Annotated in this window: 18 protein-coding genes; 13 read left to right on the top strand and 5 right to left on the bottom strand. The window is 43.7% G+C overall.

The window, feature by feature from the left end; genetic code table 11:
* Nucleotides 1–3 precede the first annotated feature (3 nt).
* The 10 genes from GSF04_RS23255 to GSF04_RS23220 all read left to right on the top strand — a co-directional run bounded on the left by GSF04_RS23255 (nucleotide 4) and on the right by GSF04_RS23220 (nucleotide 7,300).
* Nucleotides 4–1,854 (top strand): DEAD/DEAH box helicase family protein, encoded by a 1,851-nt coding sequence (locus GSF04_RS23255; RefSeq protein WP_249122373.1) that lies wholly within the window; start codon nucleotides 4–6, stop codon nucleotides 1,852–1,854.
* Nucleotides 1,855–2,056: 202 nt separating this feature from the next.
* Entirely contained in the window at nucleotides 2,057–2,302 is a 246-nt protein-coding gene (locus tag GSF04_RS23250; RefSeq protein ID WP_249122372.1) for a hypothetical protein, read from the top strand.
* Nucleotides 2,295–2,690 carry a hypothetical protein gene (locus GSF04_RS23245; protein WP_249122371.1) on the top strand — a complete coding sequence of 132 codons (396 nt, stop codon included), beginning with the start codon at nucleotides 2,295–2,297 and terminating at the stop codon, nucleotides 2,688–2,690. Before GSF04_RS23250 ends, GSF04_RS23245 begins: the two co-directional genes overlap by 8 nt.
* A gap of 20 nt (nucleotides 2,691–2,710) precedes the next feature.
* Entirely contained in the window at nucleotides 2,711–2,998 is a 288-nt protein-coding gene (locus GSF04_RS23240) for a hypothetical protein (protein WP_249122370.1), read from the top strand.
* Between the two features lie 817 nt (nucleotides 2,999–3,815).
* The gene (locus GSF04_RS23235) at nucleotides 3,816–3,956 is read left to right on the top strand and encodes a hypothetical protein (protein WP_249122369.1); all 141 of its coding nucleotides are present in this window, start codon (nucleotides 3,816–3,818) and stop codon (nucleotides 3,954–3,956) included.
* A gap of 24 nt (nucleotides 3,957–3,980) precedes the next feature.
* A complete protein-coding gene (locus GSF04_RS02195; RefSeq protein WP_249122368.1) occupies nucleotides 3,981–4,442 on the top strand; it encodes a hypothetical protein in 462 nt (153 codons plus the stop codon).
* A 16-nt stretch (nucleotides 4,443–4,458) separates the two neighbouring features.
* Nucleotides 4,459–5,166: a DUF4124 domain-containing protein gene (locus tag GSF04_RS02190; RefSeq protein WP_211857391.1), complete on the top strand. Its 708-nt coding sequence runs from the start codon at nucleotides 4,459–4,461 to the stop codon at nucleotides 5,164–5,166.
* An 892-nt stretch (nucleotides 5,167–6,058) separates the two neighbouring features.
* Nucleotides 6,059–6,301, top strand: coding sequence for a hypothetical protein (locus GSF04_RS23230; protein ID WP_249122367.1), 243 nt, complete (start codon nucleotides 6,059–6,061; stop codon nucleotides 6,299–6,301).
* Nucleotides 6,261–6,602, top strand: coding sequence for a hypothetical protein (locus GSF04_RS23225; RefSeq protein WP_249122366.1), 342 nt, complete (start codon nucleotides 6,261–6,263; stop codon nucleotides 6,600–6,602). Before GSF04_RS23230 ends, GSF04_RS23225 begins: the two co-directional genes overlap by 41 nt.
* 107 nt (nucleotides 6,603–6,709) lie before the next feature.
* Entirely contained in the window at nucleotides 6,710–7,300 is a 591-nt protein-coding gene (locus GSF04_RS23220) for a hypothetical protein (protein WP_249122365.1), read from the top strand.
* 88 nt (nucleotides 7,301–7,388) lie between these two features.
* Here the strand turns inward: GSF04_RS23220 and GSF04_RS23215 are convergent, their stop codons facing one another.
* Both GSF04_RS23215 and GSF04_RS23210 read right to left on the bottom strand, forming a co-directional pair.
* The gene (locus tag GSF04_RS23215; protein WP_249122364.1) at nucleotides 7,389–8,174 is read right to left on the bottom strand and encodes a hypothetical protein; all 786 of its coding nucleotides are present in this window, start codon (nucleotides 8,172–8,174) and stop codon (nucleotides 7,389–7,391) included.
* On the bottom strand, nucleotides 8,141–9,079 hold the full coding sequence (locus tag GSF04_RS23210) for a hypothetical protein (protein WP_249122363.1): 939 nt from the start codon (nucleotides 9,077–9,079) through the stop codon (nucleotides 8,141–8,143). Before GSF04_RS23210 ends, GSF04_RS23215 begins: the two co-directional genes overlap by 34 nt.
* A 385-nt stretch (nucleotides 9,080–9,464) precedes the next feature.
* Between GSF04_RS23210 and lodA the strand changes: the two genes are divergently transcribed.
* Both lodA and lodB read left to right on the top strand, forming a co-directional pair.
* Nucleotides 9,465–11,549 carry a CTQ-dependent lysine 6-oxidase LodA gene (lodA, locus tag GSF04_RS02175; RefSeq protein ID WP_102058552.1) on the top strand — a complete coding sequence of 695 codons (2,085 nt, stop codon included), beginning with the start codon at nucleotides 9,465–9,467 and terminating at the stop codon, nucleotides 11,547–11,549.
* A 5-nt stretch (nucleotides 11,550–11,554) separates the two neighbouring features.
* Nucleotides 11,555–12,685, top strand: a complete 1,131-nt coding sequence (gene lodB / locus GSF04_RS02170; RefSeq protein ID WP_249122362.1) for a lysine-epsilon-oxidase maturase LodB — start codon at nucleotides 11,555–11,557, stop codon at nucleotides 12,683–12,685.
* A gap of 68 nt (nucleotides 12,686–12,753) precedes the next feature.
* Here lodB and GSF04_RS02165 read toward each other — a convergent pair whose 3' ends face one another.
* Nucleotides 12,754–13,059 carry a hypothetical protein gene (locus tag GSF04_RS02165; protein WP_010607466.1) on the bottom strand — a complete coding sequence of 102 codons (306 nt, stop codon included), beginning with the start codon at nucleotides 13,057–13,059 and terminating at the stop codon, nucleotides 12,754–12,756.
* A gap of 112 nt (nucleotides 13,060–13,171) precedes the next feature.
* Here GSF04_RS02165 and GSF04_RS02160 point away from each other — a divergent pair, with 112 nt between their 5' ends.
* Complete coding sequence (locus GSF04_RS02160) at nucleotides 13,172–14,053, top strand: LysR substrate-binding domain-containing protein (RefSeq protein ID WP_010607467.1); 882 nt, start codon at nucleotides 13,172–13,174, stop codon at nucleotides 14,051–14,053.
* 128 nt (nucleotides 14,054–14,181) lie between these two features.
* Here the strand turns inward: GSF04_RS02160 and GSF04_RS02155 are convergent, their stop codons facing one another.
* The gene (locus tag GSF04_RS02155) at nucleotides 14,182–16,092 is read right to left on the bottom strand and encodes a S9 family peptidase (protein ID WP_211857387.1); all 1,911 of its coding nucleotides are present in this window, start codon (nucleotides 16,090–16,092) and stop codon (nucleotides 14,182–14,184) included.
* 169 nt (nucleotides 16,093–16,261) lie between these two features.
* Nucleotides 16,262–18,448 (bottom strand): catalase/peroxidase HPI, encoded by a 2,187-nt coding sequence (gene katG, locus GSF04_RS02150; RefSeq protein ID WP_211857386.1) that lies wholly within the window; start codon nucleotides 18,446–18,448, stop codon nucleotides 16,262–16,264.
* Nucleotides 18,449–18,878 lie beyond the last annotated feature (430 nt).

Genomic DNA, 18,878 nt, shown 5'->3' with positions numbered 1-18,878 from the left:
CAGGTGAGCAGCAATAACCAAGGAAGACAGCTCGCGCTTTGCACCAATAAGCAACTTTATGTAGGGGGGGATGACCCCTTGTTACCTGCACTGCTCCATGCCATAGAACAAGCTGACGAGGTTGAAATTACCGTTTCATTTATTCAGCGATCTGGTCTTGATTTACTTTTTGATGCTTTGTACGACGCTCTAGCAAACGGCACTACCTTAAAGCTACTTACGTCGGATTACCTAGACTTTACTTGTCCGTTCGCACTTAAAGAATTGATGACACTACAGACTTTAGGGGCTGATCTGCGAGTATATGAAACTCGCGGAAATGAGAGTTTCCATATGAAGTCATACATTTTCACCAAAACCAAAGGTGAAGATGGTCAAATTTATGAGGGGAGTGCGTTTATTGGTTCAAACAATATAAGCGCAGTGGCACTAACTCAAGGGTTAGAGTGGTGTTTTCGCCATGATTTTATAGCTAGTCAGAGTGGTAATAACAAGGCAACATTTTTGCAGTTTAAGGCTGCGTTTGCCAGTTTATTTACTCACCCTCAAACCGCATGTTTAAGCTACCCATGGATACAGCACTATCAAGAACGCCGTAAGAAGTCACAGTTCAAAACTGTTAGTAATGTTGTTGCTGATATAGATATTGAGCCGATTAGCCCTAGACCTGAGCAGCAAGAAGCCTTAGAAAAACTGAATAGCGCAAGAGCACAAAGCTATAAAAGAGGCTTAGTGGTATTAGCGACAGGAATGGGAAAAACGTGGCTTGCTGCTTTTGATGTTCAACAAGTAGGCGCTAAAAAAGTCCTATTTGTGGCACATAGAGAAGAAATTCTCAAGCAAGCGGCTAAGACGTTTACGCGATTAATTGATTGTACCGCAGGGTTTTATACCGGTAAGCAAAAACAAAGTGATGCCGACTTTTTGTTTGCCTCTGTGCAGAGCATTGGTAAAACAGAGAGTTTGAGGCAGTTTACAGCAGATTACTTTGACTACATTATTGTTGATGAATTTCATCACGCGAGCAGTAAATTATACCGAAATTTGCTGTCTTATTTTGAGCCGCAATTCTTACTTGGTTTAACAGCTACACCAGAGCGAACGGACCAAGCCGATATTTTAAGCCTGTGTGACAACAACCTCGTCTATGAGCGGAATATGGTGCAGGGGATTGACGCCAAAACGCTCGTGCCGTTTCACTATTATGGTATTTGGGACGAAAGCGTTGACTATACCGCAATTCCTTGGCGTAACGGCAAGTTTGATCCAACCAGTCTAAACAACCAATTTGCCACAGAGCAAAGAGCAAGACATGCTTTACAGCACTGGAAACAGTTAGCGCAAACACGCACGCAGGCATTTTGTATTTCGACCGCACACGCCGACTACATGGCAAACTACTTCAATAAAGCGGGAATTAAAGCGGCTTCAGTACATGGAAAGTCAAGCATAAAACGCAGTGAAGCACTCGCGCATTTAGCATCTGGAAAACTACAAATTATTTTTAGTGTTGACCTGTTTAATGAGGGCACTGACTTACCCAGTATCGACACAGTGATGATGCTGAGGCCCAGTGAATCAAAGGTTTTATTCTTACAACAATTAGGCCGTGGACTGAGAACCCATCAACAGAAAACGCATTTGGTGGTATTAGATTTTATTGGTAACCACCACAGCTTTTTGAACAAGCCTTATGCACTTTTTGCTACACACTCGCCTGGAGACTTAGTTGCTAAGTTAAGTAAAGATAACCAAGTAGTTCAGCTACCCGAAGGATGTTTTGTAAATTACGACCTAGAAATTACTGACTTTTGGCGGCAACTCGCTAAAAGAACAGCGAACCACGGCTCTTGATGATTATCAAAATCTAACAGAGCAACTAGGTCATGCGCCTGATGCTTGTGAGTTTTTCCATGAGTATGGTGAGTTTAAGAAGATAAAGCCCTATGGAAGTTGGTTTGAGCTCGTTGTAAAAGCAAAGAGCGTTAGTAGTATTTCAGCTGCGTGGCTTGCGCCCTACAAGGTGTTTTTAAAAGAGGCTGTCGAAGTGACCAGTATGACAAAATGCTTTAAAGCCATTTTGCTTGAAGCCTTTGTTCAGCTTGATGGTATGGCTTACCCTCCCACATTAAGAGCGCTGGCAGATAAGAGTTATGATGTGCTATTGCACTACCCTCAGCTAAGAAAGCTAGATATATCAGAAAAGGACAGAAGCAAAAGCAAAGGCAGTAAAGCTTGGTTCAACTATTGGTTTGATAATCCGGTTAATGCCTATACAGAAGCAAAAAAAGCCTGTGCATAAGCGAAAAGCACACCACTGGTTTTCAATTGAACAAGCACCAAATCAATCCATTGAAGAAGCACAGTTCAAACTAAACCTTGAAGTTAAAACGCAAGATATTGAACAACTGACCGATTGTATATTGGAGTTAAGCCGCTATCGCCTTGCTAGATATCTTCATACCAAACGTGACAGGCTAGCCGAACTCGAAAGTACACAGACGGTGACAGATGATGCGATACCAAACCAACTTCAAAGCACAGATGTTGCGGAAAACGTGGTACAGCTGCCATATTTTCCTAATTTGAAAATTGCTTGTGGTCACTTTAAATCAGGTGACAGCAGCGAAATGTCCTTCGTGCCTGCACCTCGGGGTGTGGAAAAGTCGACCCTGAAAAACATTTCTTAGCTCATGCTAGTGGTAACTCTATGAATGGTGGGAAACACCCTATCTTCGATGGAGACTTATTATTACTTGAGCGGATCACATCGAGCAATGCGGGATCAATTACAAATACTACTATTGCCATCGAGCGCTTTGACGCAGCTGGCGACGAACAATTTTTATTACGAGATGTAAAAAAACAGATTAATGCGCAAGGTGAAGTAACCTACTTACTTGTGGCAAGAAACCCAGAGTATGAAGTAATGGAAGCCAACGATGAGTTTGTGACGTTTGCGCGGTTGAGAGAAGTTTTGAAACTCCCTGTAAACTAACGCTAGATGGATATGAACTGTCAGCGTCAAAGAATAGCTGATATTGATTTAACAACCAGATAGGCTTCTCTATCAACATAACGGTTGATAGGTTATAGCTTGAACTCTATGTATATGGATTGTAAATTTATTTATCTATAAAAACTTTGATTGTATTTCACAACTTTAGTAGCTAGGACACGCAAACAAATGGATGGCTCAGCGTCACAACAACACAGCACAGTAAAAAAAGCGGCTTTTTTTCATTTAATAAATTTGTTGCTTTTACCGTTTTTATAACCAGTATTGTCATTGGTGCTTATGCAACTGATATTGTTGAGATAATAAAGGCCTACGTACTTTATTCTGGTAGTAGCTTGATTCGCTTTATACCAATTTTGGTGCTTAGTGTGGTGATGATAAGTTATTTATATTATCAATTTGAGCGAGCTGGACTAAGCACTTTTAGGAGATTCATAAAGTCAATTTCAACTGTGTTTGTATATGCAGCATTTTTCTCAGCAGGGATGTTTCTAAAAGATCCTTGGATATCACTTTCCATTCAACGATGAATACGATGGCCCCGTCAAAAACTTTTCAACACTACGCGGGGTTTGAAGTAAAGAAGGATAAATGTGAAAAGCGCGGTAAAAACCTTACTTTGCTCCTTTTACGCTATTAATCTACTTCCTCGTGATAATGCTTTTAGGATTAGAAATAAAAGTTATGCGATTGATCATAAAGATAGTCAAGCTAGATTACTTGCATACTATGTAGGTGAAAAGCGGTATGGTAGTTATAACTCTGATTATTTACTGTGCCTGTAGGAAGTAAGCGAATGTTTAAAATGGAGTTTGAGCTCTCATCAGATGAAAAAATGGTATTTGCTCCGTACTTGTCAGTAGTGCTAGATGCAGAACATCATGAAGAAAAGCATCTCAACTTTAGATCCATGGATGTTGTGGACTATGTTCAGTAGTCTGTGGTTTTGCAAAGGTGAATTATGAACCAAGCCCTTAAATTTTTACTGTCTATCATAATCGTCATCGTGACTTTTGTCGTGTCAGCAACCTTGGCTGGGATCTTGGCGGAGTATGCGGGCTGGTGGAAAAAGCCGGTGATAGGCGGTGTAGCTGCGGCTTGTGTGGTGTTGTCGGGCTATTTTAGTGCGCCAGTGTATAAGCTGTATTCTGCGGCGGTATGGCTGTTGATTGGTGCAGTTGCAGCTTGGGTGATGTCGAGTGTGTTTATGTATGCTGAGGATGCCGACCTCAGTGCCTTTGTATGTGACCTATGTAAGTGGTGTATTTGCTTTGGCGCTTTGCTGGGGTTTGGAGCGTCGAAAGGTTGTGTGAGGGATTGGTTCTCTGTAATGGGGTGCAAGAGATCGCCGCGTGAAGCGGTTTCTAACTGCGGAAGTCTAGCTTGGTTATTCTCACTATCACGATATTTCAATAAAAAATAGGATTGAGGGTCAAGGAATGAAGGGCGCTTGGAGCGAGTGGAAGGAGGCTATTTTTAAGGCCTGTTTAGTTGTGTTTTCTGTGTTGTTGTTTCTCTTTTTTGATGGCCGTGAGTTTTGGTTCACTCAGATACAGCCTCAGATAACCAATATGCTAAGAAACCAAAAAACCGAGTTAAATAATGCGCCTGTGGTTTCAGAGCAAAAGTTCAAACAACCAAGTTCAATTCAGTCACCAAACGGGGATACCTATGACCATCAAACGAGTTTAAGAGAGTTTGGTCGCTGTGTTTCTCAGCAAGCTGAGGGAATCAAATACCGAGTTGAGAATGGGATATACACTTGGGTTGATGAAAGAGGCATTACGAATTACTCGGATAAAAAGCCGAGTTCTGCGGCTAAGCATTATCAGCCAGAGCGTAATCGTGCTCTTGATTTTTTCGACCTCAATATTTCCGGTCCAAATATCACAGAAAAGTTTAAAAACACCTTGAGCGCTAAACTGAATGCCGTATTTAGAGGGTATACCAGTATTGTTGGCTTGGACGCGATGCAAAAGGTGACGCTCAGGATCAAGGTGCTACCTAATCGGCGCGAATATGAGCGAGTGGTTAAATCCTATGGTGGCAATCCAAAGGGTAATGTTGGTCTCTACTTGGGTAGATACAACCTTGCTTTGGTTGAGCAGAGAAAATCATCATGCGACGATGCAAACTGCCGTTCATGAAGCGGTGCACGCTATTAATCAGGCTGTGATTGGATATACGCCGCGTTGGTTAAATGAGGACTTGCAGGCTATTTTCAAACCGTAAAAGTGACGATGCAGGTCGGCACTGTTGCACCAAATCAAGCTAGATTACATCGCGGTTATATTACAGGGCGAGTGTTATCGCCTTATGAGCTTATCAATGCAGAATCCAAATGAAGTCTTACAGTTCTGAGCTGATGTATAAAAGTAGTTGGGCGACCATCCATTTTTTGATGTCTACCACGACCGGTAGACTAAGTTTGAAAAAGTTGATGCTGCAAGAGCAAACTGAGCGATGTCGTGCTTTGAGTAACCGAGAGTCACAAGCTCTGTTACGTGCGCATTATCCAAACATAGTTGATAGATTCGCCGTCTTTATACAGAGCCCAGTAGAACCGCAAAGGTTGTGATCCTGAGTTTGACGTAAAGATCGCGGCGTAAAGTGGCTCCTACCAGCGGGGGCTAGTGTGGTGAGAGCGGATTTATTCCGCGATGTTTTATTTAGAGATCGCCGCGTAAAGTGGCTCCTACCAGCGGGGGCTAGTGTGGTGGGAGCGGATTTATTCCGCGATGTTTTATGTAGAGATCGCCGCGTAAAGCGGCTCCTACGAGTGGGTGCTAGTGTGGTGAGAGCGGATTTATTCCGCGATGTTTTATGTAGAGATCGCCGCGTAAAGCGGCTCCCACCAGCGGGGGCTTGTGTGGTGAGAGCGGATTTATTCCGCGATGTTTTATGTAGAGATCGCCGCGTAAAGCGGCTCCCACCAGCGGGGGCTTGTGTGGTGAAAGCGGATTTACTCCGCGATGTTTTGTGTAGAGATCGCCGTGTAAAGCGGGCCCTACCTACCCAATTATTAAAGGAATGTTCTATATGACTCCAAGTGCGTTACGCAAAGCAGTTAATGCCTTTTCTCAATATACTCAGCATCAACCGGATTATTATTTTGTTGAAGGCTATTTGATTGGCAAAGTTGCCATTAATGATATTGCTGAAATACACGAGTGGTTGCCTGAGCTCTTTGGTGATTACACGGCTATTTACCGTGCTCAGTTAGAGGCCTTAATGGATTTGCATGAGCAGTGCGTTTCAAGCTTGGATGGAAAAAACTTATAAGTTGCCAAAAGAGTGTGCGCTCTCTAAGCAAGACTTTGCTGCATCATTAGCAAAAGGGGCTCCGTTACCGAGCTTTTGTCTTGGTCTGCTCAAAGCTTTGGATAAAGTATCTTTTGAGAACTTGTCACTAGAGCAGAAAGGTGCGGTAAGTGAATTACAACAGCAGCTCACAGGTTTTACTAGCTTAGATGCAGCAAAGGCGGCATTTTCACACGCTGAGCCTATGATGCCTTTTGAGCGAGAGGCTCATGACGTAAAGCGTTATTTGGCTGGCGCGATTATGGAGTTAGGGATACTTTAATTTGGGATCCTGAGTTAGACAACGAGCTAGGAGCGTTTGAATTTGAAGAAGATTTTGATGAAGAACAAGAAGAAATAAGAAACTCACTGATTGAGAACTTACTCAAATTGACTCACATCGATTCAATCCCTTTACTTGACCAGTTTATTCATAATGAAGAACAAGACTTTATTACGCCTGATTATATTGAGGAAAATCAAGGCAATTTTTGGCTTATCCACGAAACCAGACCTTATATGTTTATTCGTTACCATAAAGCATGGATTTACTTTTGGGCAGACAGAGTACAAGAGGCGGTTGATGAGCTCGCCGTGCTGCTGCGACTTAATCCAAACGATAATCAAGCCTGTCGATACCTGTATGTGAACGGTTTAGTGATCTTAAAACAGTGGGATAAACTACAAGCTTGCCTTGATGAATATGAAGAAGAGAGTATTTTTATGCTATCTGCAGAGGCGCTGATGCATTTTGCGCAGGGTGGCGAGAGCAAAGCTTTGAATGAGCTAAAAGCGACAATCAAAGGGTACAATAAGCACTTTATCAAGATGCTTACAGGTCAAGAAAAGACTAAGCAAAAAGAGATATATGGCTACACATTGGGTTCAAAAGAAGAAGTCTTAAGTTATATAGATTGTGGTGGCAAAAAAGCCTGGTTAAGCGTTGAAGGAAGCCTGTTTTGGCTGCGTAAGAAAAGTTAATTGTACTTTGTTTCAGGCTTGCTGAGTGAGTCTATTTAGGAAAAGGCCCTAAATTTGATAGGGCCTGCTGGTTGGGGGTTGTGTTAAGTTATATGCCTTCAATCATCCACTTAGCGGATAACTGGTCCGGCTCGCCATGGCGATTTAACTCAGGTTGGTTTTGCGCTTGGTTAAACCAAATATATTGCTGCCAAAATTGATTTTTGATATTCCACACACCACCTTGATAAATCAACGAGTAGAGTGCTTGCTTAGGAGAATCTACGAGTTTGAGATAGCCGGCGCTTTTGCTGCTGTAACTTAAAAACAGTGAAGGGGCCTGGGTGGCTCTAAAATAGTGCTGGCCCTGTGCATTGGTTATCTGAATTAAATCGAGAGGCTCAGTTGGACTAAAGGTAATTCGGGTGTCATTGTTCAGGGTTTGTGCTGCTAAATACTGATTATTTACGGGCGACTTTATCGTGATTTGTGTGCCCGTGTCTGCACTTAACTGCGGATATGTCCAGCCGCTTGGTGGCGTTTGCCAGGTTAGAGATTTCCAGCGCCAGTTGTAGGGAATATCTAAGTGTGGGTCGTTAAGATCTTCAAAACCAGGTTCGGCTTCGATATTAAAAAGACATTGGTTTCGCTCTGCATCTAGCTGTGCAACACGCTCTGTTTGGCTAGTCGTGCCTACATTTAGCTCCGTCATACAGGCTTCAAGTGACTTCCCTTTTCCTGACTCATTAGGGGCCAGTACATAAGTATGGTCACGTTTACTTTCGTCCTCATACCAAGCCAGCATTGCGGCCTCGTCAAACGACAACCAGTTTTGTACCAGTAGTTGTGCTTCTTGCTCGGCTACGCTACGTCTTTGTGCTTTTGGTGTTGCCATTGTGCGAATAAACGCAGCCAGAGATCTTTACTGGCCTCCAGCGCGACAATCGCGACCGGTTTCATGCTACTAATACGATAAGACTGCCAACCAGATTCTAAGCGTGTATTCGCTCGCCAAATTACATCGCCACTGGCGAAGTTGAGCACATCTTTGGTATCGTGCGAATGCTGCTCGGCACCTTCAGAGCAAAGGTAAGCTTTTACTTGCCAAACCTTTTCGTAGTTATCTTGTGGGAGCCTTACCGTGTGTTCTGGACTAAATGAGTCTTGAAATAGGTGAACGGCACGGCCAAACAAAAAGTAATTATGATCTACTTCCGCGAGAGCTGCGTGACCACCACCATCCCACACTTTGAGGCGCTTCCCCTCAGCCATGGCCGCATCAATAAAATGTTGAACAAAACGTTTTTGCGCGCGATAAGCTGCATCTACACCACCTTGGCCTGCAATATCATCATAGCGGCGCATAAAGTGATCTAGCTGAATGTCAGCCGGTTCTTGCGATACTGCGCTAAAACAGTTTGGGCCGGTAGGATCGGTACTGGCGTTGGTGACGTTAAATCCAGCAATATCAACCCAACGCTCACCGACAATGGCGGAATTCACACTGTCGTATCTTGGTTCATAGAGTGGGTTATTGTTTAACTGGGACTGAAGTCGAGTAATTTCATCTTGTGCGGTATGTAGCGCGATGTTTTTTGCCAGACCATAGCGCCAAGCGTGTCTGGGGTCGTTGGGATCTGGTTCGATAATATGTTCGGCATCCAGCACCTCTAGTGCTGCGGTGCGGGTTAACCATTCATGTCCCATGGGCATGATCCCTTGTCCACCAAATTGGGTGAATGCTTGAACTGTGCTGCTTAATGCAAGTCCTAGTGAAATTGTAAGAGGCTTTATTTTCATATCTACTCCTTGAAAACCAAAAGCAAAAATAGAGTTTTTACTCAATGTAGGGGCAAAGATTATAGTTTGTGAAATAAATGTTTCAATTGATTTTTGTTTGTAACTAATAGGTTTTTTATCACCTGATTTGTTTGGTGAGTGTTTGCCTCTTACATGGCTTAAAAAAGATAAAAGTAATTTTTATTTAATATCAGATTGTTACAGTTTATTTTGTTCGTGTCTTATGTTCTGTAATGACGTGAAATATGCACATTTTCTTGCTGGTGCTACAGTTACTCTACTTAGCTGGGAATCAATTTAAGCGAAAGTTAGCGCACACTTGAGTATCTTTTGTTAACAAGTGTGTTGTTTTGTGCCGTGGTTACTATATCTAAAGGATATAAATATGAACTATTCACTTCACCCCTCTGTCGGTGTCGCAAGACTCGGTAATAGCGATGGTCAGTTTTATTTAGCACCAGACAAAATAGGTGGTTTACCGTTTGAATCCGATGAATGGGGCAATAAGATAGACAGCCCTGTCAGTCAGTTTAAAGACGCAGAAGGCCGGATCCGCAGACAGGGCCAACCCTTTAAAATCATTGACGAAAATAACAATGAGCTTACGTTATCGAGCGATAACGTTAAATCCATTAGTTGGACTGTACACGTCGCTAATAAAAAGGCGGCATGGTATGAGTTTAATGAATTACAAGGCAACTTACTCTATGGTCAAGATAATAGTTATAGCAATCGCAACACGCCTTGGCGTAATGCGGATGCAACGGATCGCCGAAGCTTAATTATTGACCCAGGTCCAAGAACGATATCTGGCGCAAATGCAAAGGCTGAATTTGACGCCGCCAGTGCGCCTGCAGGATATCCGGTTAGTTTCCCTCCCAAACCGTGCCAAGGCACTGAAATAAAGTCGCTCGGAGACATTTTAACCGATAACGAAGGCCGCTTAGTGGTACTTGGCGGTAAAGGGAATGCGGGTGGTAACCAGCCTCTTGAATCTTACGGTGGTGCGGACACATGGCATGATGATATTGCGGATGGAACTGTGTATTGCACGGTTACGTTTGACGATGGTAAAACCTTGCAACTCTCTGCTTGGGTAATTGTTGGCTCTCCGGATTTTGCACCGGAAATCGTTAATATCTCCAATCTCAGTGATACTATGTTTGACGTTGCGGTGCGCGAACAAAACTTATGTCCTGAGCTATACAGCGATGGTGAGTATCAGTCTTCTTATCAGGCAAATTATTACCAAGATATTGAGCCGATTATCCAGCGTATTAGCCGTTATCAGTGGGTATCAAATGTCCAATCTATGTCGGCATTTGTTTCCAATATTTTTGATTTTAAAGACAACTCTGAAGATAATAAAGCCAATCGTCAGGCTTACTTTAAGTACTTTAGACAGCCAGTTGACCCAGCCACAGTGCAGCAAACTCCGCCAAACGAGCAAACCAATCAGCAACTATTCGAGTATGGTATTGAGGGTAATTTACCACTGATGCCAATGAACTCTGGTAGTAACTCTGTGAGCAACGCTGAAGACAATATTGTCGATAAGTTTCTGACGTTAACGCAGACTCAATACTTCTTACTGAGTCAGTGGGCCGCTGGTAACTTTTCAAGTGCTAAACCTTCAGCGCCACAGAGCGCAGTCGATGAGTTTGGCGTATTTTATGCGGATCAAGGTAGCGTGGGTAATTGCGTTGGCTTACCTATGTGTCCAGGGATTGAGGTAACGTGGAGTTTACAAAATCCAGCAGTGTACGCGGCGCCTTATATCATCAAAGATCAAAGCATGGGTAATGGCTTTCCGAGCGGCTTGGATGCTGAGCGTGATGAGTGCGAAGGCGGTGGATGTCAGCCTGGAGATTTAACCAAGCGCATGGCATGCCCGTGGCAAGCAGACTTTTTCAACTGTACTATTCAAAATGTGAACTTTACCGAGCCAACGGTGAATAAAGTGAACGTCGGCACGGAAGACGATCCGCAAATGGTGCCAGCTGCCCCAACTTACTATAGTTACTGGTGGCCACCACAAAGCCCTTGGGATGTATTGACGAATCAATTTGATGATCAATCACTTACCCATCTGCCAGCAGGCCAGCAAGTCAACTATGCACGTGGTATCAATAGTTTTGTGCAAATGGTTGAGCATTGGTCTGCACTTGGTTTTATCCGCAATCAAAATAGTGATGAACCGAATTTCCCTTACTTTACGGAAATCGAACGTAATCACCAACTGTTTGCCTATAAGGATGTGCCTGTCTCTGATATTACTGGGAATTGCCAAGACGACGGAACCGATATTCCGGTGTTTTATATTCCTGATGACCTTAAAGATCACCTATCGTGCGGGTGCTCTAAGGCCAAAGCAATATTAAAAGGACTTGAAGAAAAAATGGCTAAGCCAATTACGCAAAAACGAGCTGCGAAAAAAGTGCCTCGCAGTGGTACTCGAACAAGACGGTAATGGATATGAATGGTACTCACGAATGTGATGTGCTAGTAATTGGTGCTGGCCCTGCCGGGGCTAGCACCGCATTAAACTTGCTCAATCACACAGACCTATCAGTCATTTTAATCGAGCAGTCTGATTTACAAAAATTAAGAATTGGCGAAAGTGTATCTGCAAGTGTGTTTTCGGTATTGGACTATTTGCAGATAGATAGAGCGGATTTCGGTCCGCACTGTTTTACTCCAACTCAAGGTAATAGTGCATTTTGGGGAAGTGAGAAATCTGCTAATCGTCACGCGATTTTTGCACCAGACAGAGCAACCTATCAAATTAATCGCGAGATATTTGATCTAACCTTGCTCGAAAGCACAATCCAGCGCGGTGGAACGGTGTTCCCGCGCACTAAAAGCAAAGCAATTACTCAGTTACAAGACGGTCGTTACTCAGTGGTGGTGAGTCATCCTGACTATGGTCAGTTCACCATTGTTTGCAAGTATCTAGTTGATGCGTCAGGGCGTAATTCGTCTATTGGCAAATCTCTAGGAGCGGCTGTTCAGCAATATGACAGACTTACTGGGGTTGGTGCCTTCTTTAAAGTAAAGCGGGGGGCGCTTGAGCAACTTCAACTAATTGAAAGTGATGAATGTGGCTGGTGGTACAGTGCGGCGCTTTCTAACGATATGTTAGTTGTAACGTATTTTAGTGATTTTGAATTGCTCTCAAAGCAGCGCTTAAATCGTTTGGCACAGTGGCAAGCGCACTTAGGTAGCAGTAAATATATGTCAAGGCGTGTTGAGGGGGCAAAGATGGTCGACGAAAGCCTATGGGTCCGACCTGCCGGGAGCCATTTTAACAGTTTTGCTCATCTCAAAAATTATCTACCAGTGGGGGATGCGGCTTGTGCGTTTGACCCTATTTCCTCTATGGGATTAGGGTTTGCCATGACATCGGGATGCCAAGCGGCAGCCATTATCGGCAATACCAAAACATCTCAAGCGTTTATGCACAGTAGCAAGATGTATCAACAAGACTTAGCGCGTCAGTTTGATCAGTACTTAGCGCTAAAGCAGCAGTTTTATAATAAGGAAAAACGTTGGTGTGATGCGCCTTTTTGGTTCAAGCGGCAGCAACTTATCAATCAGGTTGCTTAACTGAAACTAACCGAAGAATAACAACTGCTTGCGCATAAGTTGTTATTCTGATTTCGGGTTAGCTCATATTAAAGCAAGCTTAAAATGTGTTTGGCGTTTTGTCGGGCAAGACAGCCCTTGACGGGATCGGTTGAAAACGTTTTAGCCGATATCTCCATAGGCTTCCCTTCATGAAGTACATCACCGCTATAGACCTTAACTCGACAGGTCGTTTTGTTTTGCTCTTCTGAATAAACAAGCTCCACTTTTTCGGCCTTCATGATTAAGTTTTTGTAGGGGTATCCCGCATCAGTAAATACTTTTTCAGTTTGTACCTGCTCGGATGTTGATGCGAGTGCTGCTAGAGGAAATGCAAGAATAATTGCGTATTTCATGATAAAGACTCCTTCCGTCTCTGATTTCACTGCTAAGTATTGTGTGCATTCATAAAACTGACAAACTAGAAATTCTGACCTATAGTTAAGTTTTAATTAAGTAAGATGACGAATGAAATCACCTCCACTCAAAGGACTTTGGTATTTTAAAACGGCGGCGGAATTAGGCAGTTTTAAGCAGGCGGCGGAAGCCTTATTTGTGACTCAAGCCGCTGTGAGTCAACAGATAAGAACCCTTGAGCAACAGCTTGGTTGTATGTTATTTGAACGACAAACAAGAAAGGTATTGCTAACTCAGCAAGGACAAGACTTGTTGCCTTACTTACACAAGGCCTTTGGGCAAATGGAAATGGGCTTGTCGACGTTAAAATCAGATCCTAACCCAAACACCATTAACCTGTCGGTTTTGCCTTCATTTGCTACTTGTTGGCTGTTGCCAAGGTTGGCGAGCTTCAACAAAGCATTACCAGACTACCAGCTACGTATTGATCCAACCGAGCAACTCGCCGATTTTAACCACGACGATATTGATATTGGGATCCGCTTTGGATTTGGTAACTATCCGGGACTGAAAAGCGAGCTCATCGCGGAGGATGAGTTAGTCCTTGCCTACCGTCCTGGATTAATTGACCCAAATAAACCGTTGCGAGAACAGCTATCTAAACTCAATTTTATCTATGATGAAGGCCGGGATAATGAGCATGCGTGGCTTGAACTAAACAAACAACTGGATTTGAGTGGTCATACATTCAGTAATCTCAAAATTGATAATGCGGCGTTGGTACAGCAAGCAACGGTGGCAGGGCAGGGGTTTTCTTTGTTACGTCGACGTTTAGTGAATCAATCTTTAGAGCTAGGCCAATTAGAAATCTATCCCGACTTTGCATGGTTATGTGAATATCGGTATTACTTGGTCGCACCAGAGCGCCATTTTGAGTGGCCTAAATTAAAGGCGTTTCGAGATTGGATAGTTGCCGAGCTTAGCGCGTGCTGAATTATCCGAAGCCCAAGTTATTTAGCTTTATCCCACGATGTATTTTTGCGCACAGGGGACTATAAGTAAGCAGTTCGGATCCGAGTAAATAACCTGAAGTTAGATACTCGGATCCAGCAGCCTATTTGTTAAAGGTGCTTTTTAAGAAAGTCGAGATAGGCTTGAGAGGCCTCAATACGGTTTTCCTTTTTCGAAAATCCATGCCCTTCATCGTCAAATAACACATATTTGACAGGCACATTGTTTGAACGAACGGCTTCGACCAATTCATCACTCTCTACTTGAAGTACACGAGGATCGTTTGCACCTTGCACAACCATCAATGGCTTAGTGATATTTTTGGCATGGAAAAGTGGTGAGATACGATGCAAACGCTCCTTATCTGTAGCCGGATCGCCTAACTCATCATATAGAGACTTCCTATATGCTTCCCACCATGGTGGAATAGACTCAAGGGTTCTTACCCAGTTAGTCACACCAAAGATATTGATCCCCAATTTGAACTCTTCAGGCTCAAATGCCAGTGCCGCTGCAGTCATATAGCCACCGTAGCTCCCGCCCATTATGCCGATACGATCAGCATCGACCCAGTCTAGCTGTTGTAGATATTTTTTACTCCAAACGATGTCTTGTAAATCATCCTCACCATGACGTTTGTCGTCTAAGTGGAAGAAGGTTTTACCATAGCCAGAGCTGCCTCGGTTGTTTACGGCGAAAATCGCATAGCCTTGATTAACCAAATGCTGAGTAAGTGCACTATAACCCGTCATGCTTTGGCCTCCGGGACCTCCGTGAACAAATACGAGCGCGGGCACTTTATTTGTCGAACTAGCCAGCTTTGGCTTGTAGAGTACGCCTGGCACCTCCAAACCATCAAAACTGTTAAAGCGAGCGATGGTGCTCTCGACCAAATGTTCGGTATTGATTTTGTCGCTCAAGGTTGAGGTCAACTGCTTAACTTCATCACTGCCAACACGCCATACGTACAAGTTATTTGGCGAGGTGTCCGAATTTAAATAAAAAGCCATCAGCTTTTCGTCATCGGAGAAGTTAACGCTGTTGATACTACCTGCAGGGAGCTTAGGGAGTTTGATGTCCTTGCCTGTTTTAAGATCGGTGATCGTGACTTTTACGCTAGAGTCTTCGTTCACACCGACAACACGATAGCGGTTGGAATCGGAGAAATATAAGAACCTCACGTCCCAGTTTTTTTCTATGTACGGCGTGTGTTTACCCGTCGCGATTTCATAGCGCCAATTTTGATAAAATTCACCATGGGCATCGGTGCCATAGTATAAATATTTGTCATCTTTAGAAAATGCTGAAGCGGAAAAGTTTGCCTCGTGCGCCACGTTTGAAATCTCAACGAGAGGGGCGTCGGGGTTATGTAAGTCGAGTAAGAAGAGATCGCTATCTTTATTACCTTGCGCATTGATAAGTGCAAGATAGCGGTCGGTTTCACTCACCTGTTGGACATTTAAATTCTTGTCATTTTTATAAATAAGTTCACTTTCGTAGGTGGCAGCATCAAAGCGATATAGATCCATAAAGCGCTCGTCACGCTGATTGCTTAACACGTAAAAGGCGTTGTTATTGTTAGTAAAACCAACAAAACCTGCTCTCACTTTTTCTCCTGGCGTGAGATCTTTGACGTGACCATTTTCGTCACGGACAAAAACATGAAAGCGCTCATTGCCACCGTTGTCTCGCGTGAATAAGATGCGGGGGTCATTTGGAAAATATCCGATAGGGTAGGTTGAATCGGTGGCATCTGTTATTTGTGCTCTTTCACCGGTTTTGACGTCAACTTCATAGAGGTTATATATTCCCGATTCGTCAGAAGTGACCAAGATTTTCTGTGCATCAGGGCGAAACGCGCTGCCTTGAATATTTGTGGTATCAAAAAAAGTTTCTGCTGAATAGGTTTTAAAGTCCGAGATAACTTGGTTAGTTTGCGGCTTATCAACTTGTTGAGTTGTTTGGTTACATGCACTGAGCGTGGCGAGCAAGGTGCACGCAATGAGTGATTTTTTAAACATAATTTCCCTGCATTCATTTTTATTATTGATTTCTAGCATATAACGATAGGAAACAATGGCAAGTATCTGGCTAGGGTTTTGTGTAAACCAATGTAGTGGTTAGGATGTGATTGTCTTTGCTGCTGAAAATCAGCGTAAAGGATAATCACATCCCAGGTTTTTTAAGTGGTTATTTTAGGTCAAATCGGTCTGCATTCATTACTTTGGTCCATACCTCAACAAAATCACGGACAAACTTCTCTTTGCTATCATCTTGTGCGTACACTTCGGCGTAAGCGCGCAAAATAGAATTAGAACCAAAGACGAGATCAACGCGAGTCGCAGTCCATTTAACCGTATTCGTATCGCGTGTTTTTATCTCATATAGGTTCTCTCCACTTGGCTCCCAACGATATGCCATATCGGTCAAGTTGACGAAAAAGTCATTACTCAAAGTGCCAACGTTATCGGTAAATACGCCATGCGATGTTTGCCCGTGATTGGTGCCAAGCACGCGCATTCCGCCGATCAGTACGGTCATTTCCTTGGCAGTGAGCCCCATCAGTTGGGCTCTATCAAGTAGCATTTCTTCTGGTTTTACGCTGTAGTGCTGTTTTTGCCAATTGCGAAAACCGTCATGTACAGGCTCTAATACATCAAATGACTCAATGTCGGTTTGCTCGTCTGTGGCATCGCCTCGTCCAGCGGTAAAAGGCACTTGAACTGATACTCCGGCATTTTTAGCCGCTTGTTCAACGGCAGCGCAGCCACCCAATACGATTAAATCAGCCATGCTTACGGTAGGCGTAAAATTACTTTGTACGGCTTCCAATACCGCAAGTACTTTCGCTAGACGCTCCGGCTCATTTCCAAGCCAATCTTTTTGCGGGGCTAGGCGGATCCTTGCACCATTTGCACCCCCTCTAAAATCGGAATATCTAAACGTTCTAGCACTATCCCACGCGGTGGCTACTAATTCTGAAAGCGTCACATTGGTTGCTAGAATTTGTTGCTTGAGTGCGCTAATTTCACTGTCGTTTAGGGTGTAGTTAACGCTGGGGACGGGGTCTTGCCAAAGTAGATCTTCGTTAGGGACTTCAGGGCCTAGATAACGACTTTTTGGGCCAAGGTCGCGATGGGTAAGCTTAAACCACGCTCTTGCAAAAACATCGTTAAAATAGTCGGGGTCGGCATAAAACTTCTCTGAAATTTTACGATAAGCAGGGTCCATTTTCAGTGCCATATCGGCATCTGTCATCATCGGCATGCAGCGTTTAGATGCGTCTTCAGCATCAACTGGTTTATCTTCTTCTTTTATATTGATAGGCTGCCATTGCCATGCACCCGCAGGGCTTTTGGTTTGCTCCCATTCGTATGTGAACAGCAAGTAGAAGTAGCCATTGTCCCATTGAGTTGGGTTCGTCGTCCAAGCGCCTTCAATACCACTGGTTACTGCATCAGAGCCAATGCCACGCGAGCTGTGATTCATCCAACCAAAACCTTGTTCATGCAAGTCCGCGCCTTCGGGCTCCGGGCCTAATTCATCGGCATTGCCATTTCCGTGCGCTTTACCCACAGTGTGTCCGCCAGCGGTTAGCGCAACCGTTTCTTCATCGTTCATTGCCATTCGAGCGAAGGTAACACGCATATCTTCAGCTGTTTTTAACGGATCGGGATTACCATCTACGCCCTCAGGATTAACGTAGATAAGACCCATCATCACAGCGGCAAGCGGGTTTTCTAAATCGCGTTCGCCGCTATAACGGCTGTTTTGGTTATTTGAGGGAGCCAGCCACTCTTTTTCGCTGCCCCAGTAGGTGTCTTTTTCCGGATGCCAGATATCTTCTCGGCCACCGGCAAAGCCAAAGGTTTTGAATCCCATCGACTCATAAGCAACATTGCCCGCCAGCACGATTAAATCGGCCCACGAAATACGATTGCCATACTTTCTTTTAATCGGCCAAAGTAAACGCCGCGCTTTATCTAAGTTTCCGTTGTCTGGCCAACTGTTTAGCGGAGCAAAACGCTGATTACCCGTGTTTGCGCCACCGCGACCATCCGCAACACGATAACTGCCTGCAGCATGCCATGCCATTCTGATCATTAACCCACCATAGTGTCCCCAGTCGGCGGGCCACCATGGCTGCGAGTCTGTCATAAGTTGCTCGAGATCTTTTTTCAGGGCGGGGTAATCGAGGCTGTTAAATGCGTTTTTGTAATCAAAATTGGCATCCATCGGATCGGTTTTCGTATCGTGTTGATGCAATATGTCTAAATTCAGGCTATTTGGCCACCACTGGTGCTCGCTATGCTCTGAAGACGTATTTGCACCATGTGCAAAAGGACAAATCGATGGTGTGTTTTGCTTCTTATCCATGGGAGATCCTTGTTTGTTCGATGACGGAAGATTGCTAAGGTCTATTGTCTTCTAAGTTTGTTTTTGCAGAAGTTTGATTGATATGTACATCGGGCAAGTTGTACGCCACGAGCAAAACATCTCAGAGGAACAAAAATCAAATCGCAAAGACTAGATAAAGGTAGTCCCGATAAGTGCTTTTTACCAGATTTAGGTGGCCTTAAAGGCCAATATTGAATACCAAGAAAGTGGTGACATTTGTGACTTTCTGGGAAGTGTTCACGCCAAATCTGACGGATCACATGACTTTTTATTAGATGCTTGAATATTCAATAAAAGTAAATAAATATTGCGCAAATCGTCTAAAATTGTTTGTTGGAACGATTTAATTGTGTTATCAGTATAAAAAGGCGCAATAAATAACCTATTTCATTCCCCGTAGTGATAATAA

The sequence above is a fragment of the Pseudoalteromonas sp. A22 genome (assembly GCF_018141345.1).
GTDB classification, from domain to species: domain Bacteria; phylum Pseudomonadota; class Gammaproteobacteria; order Enterobacterales; family Alteromonadaceae; genus Pseudoalteromonas; species Pseudoalteromonas maricaloris.
Note: the sequence above shows the minus strand (reverse complement) of the source record. Positions and strands in the feature narration are given on the sequence as shown.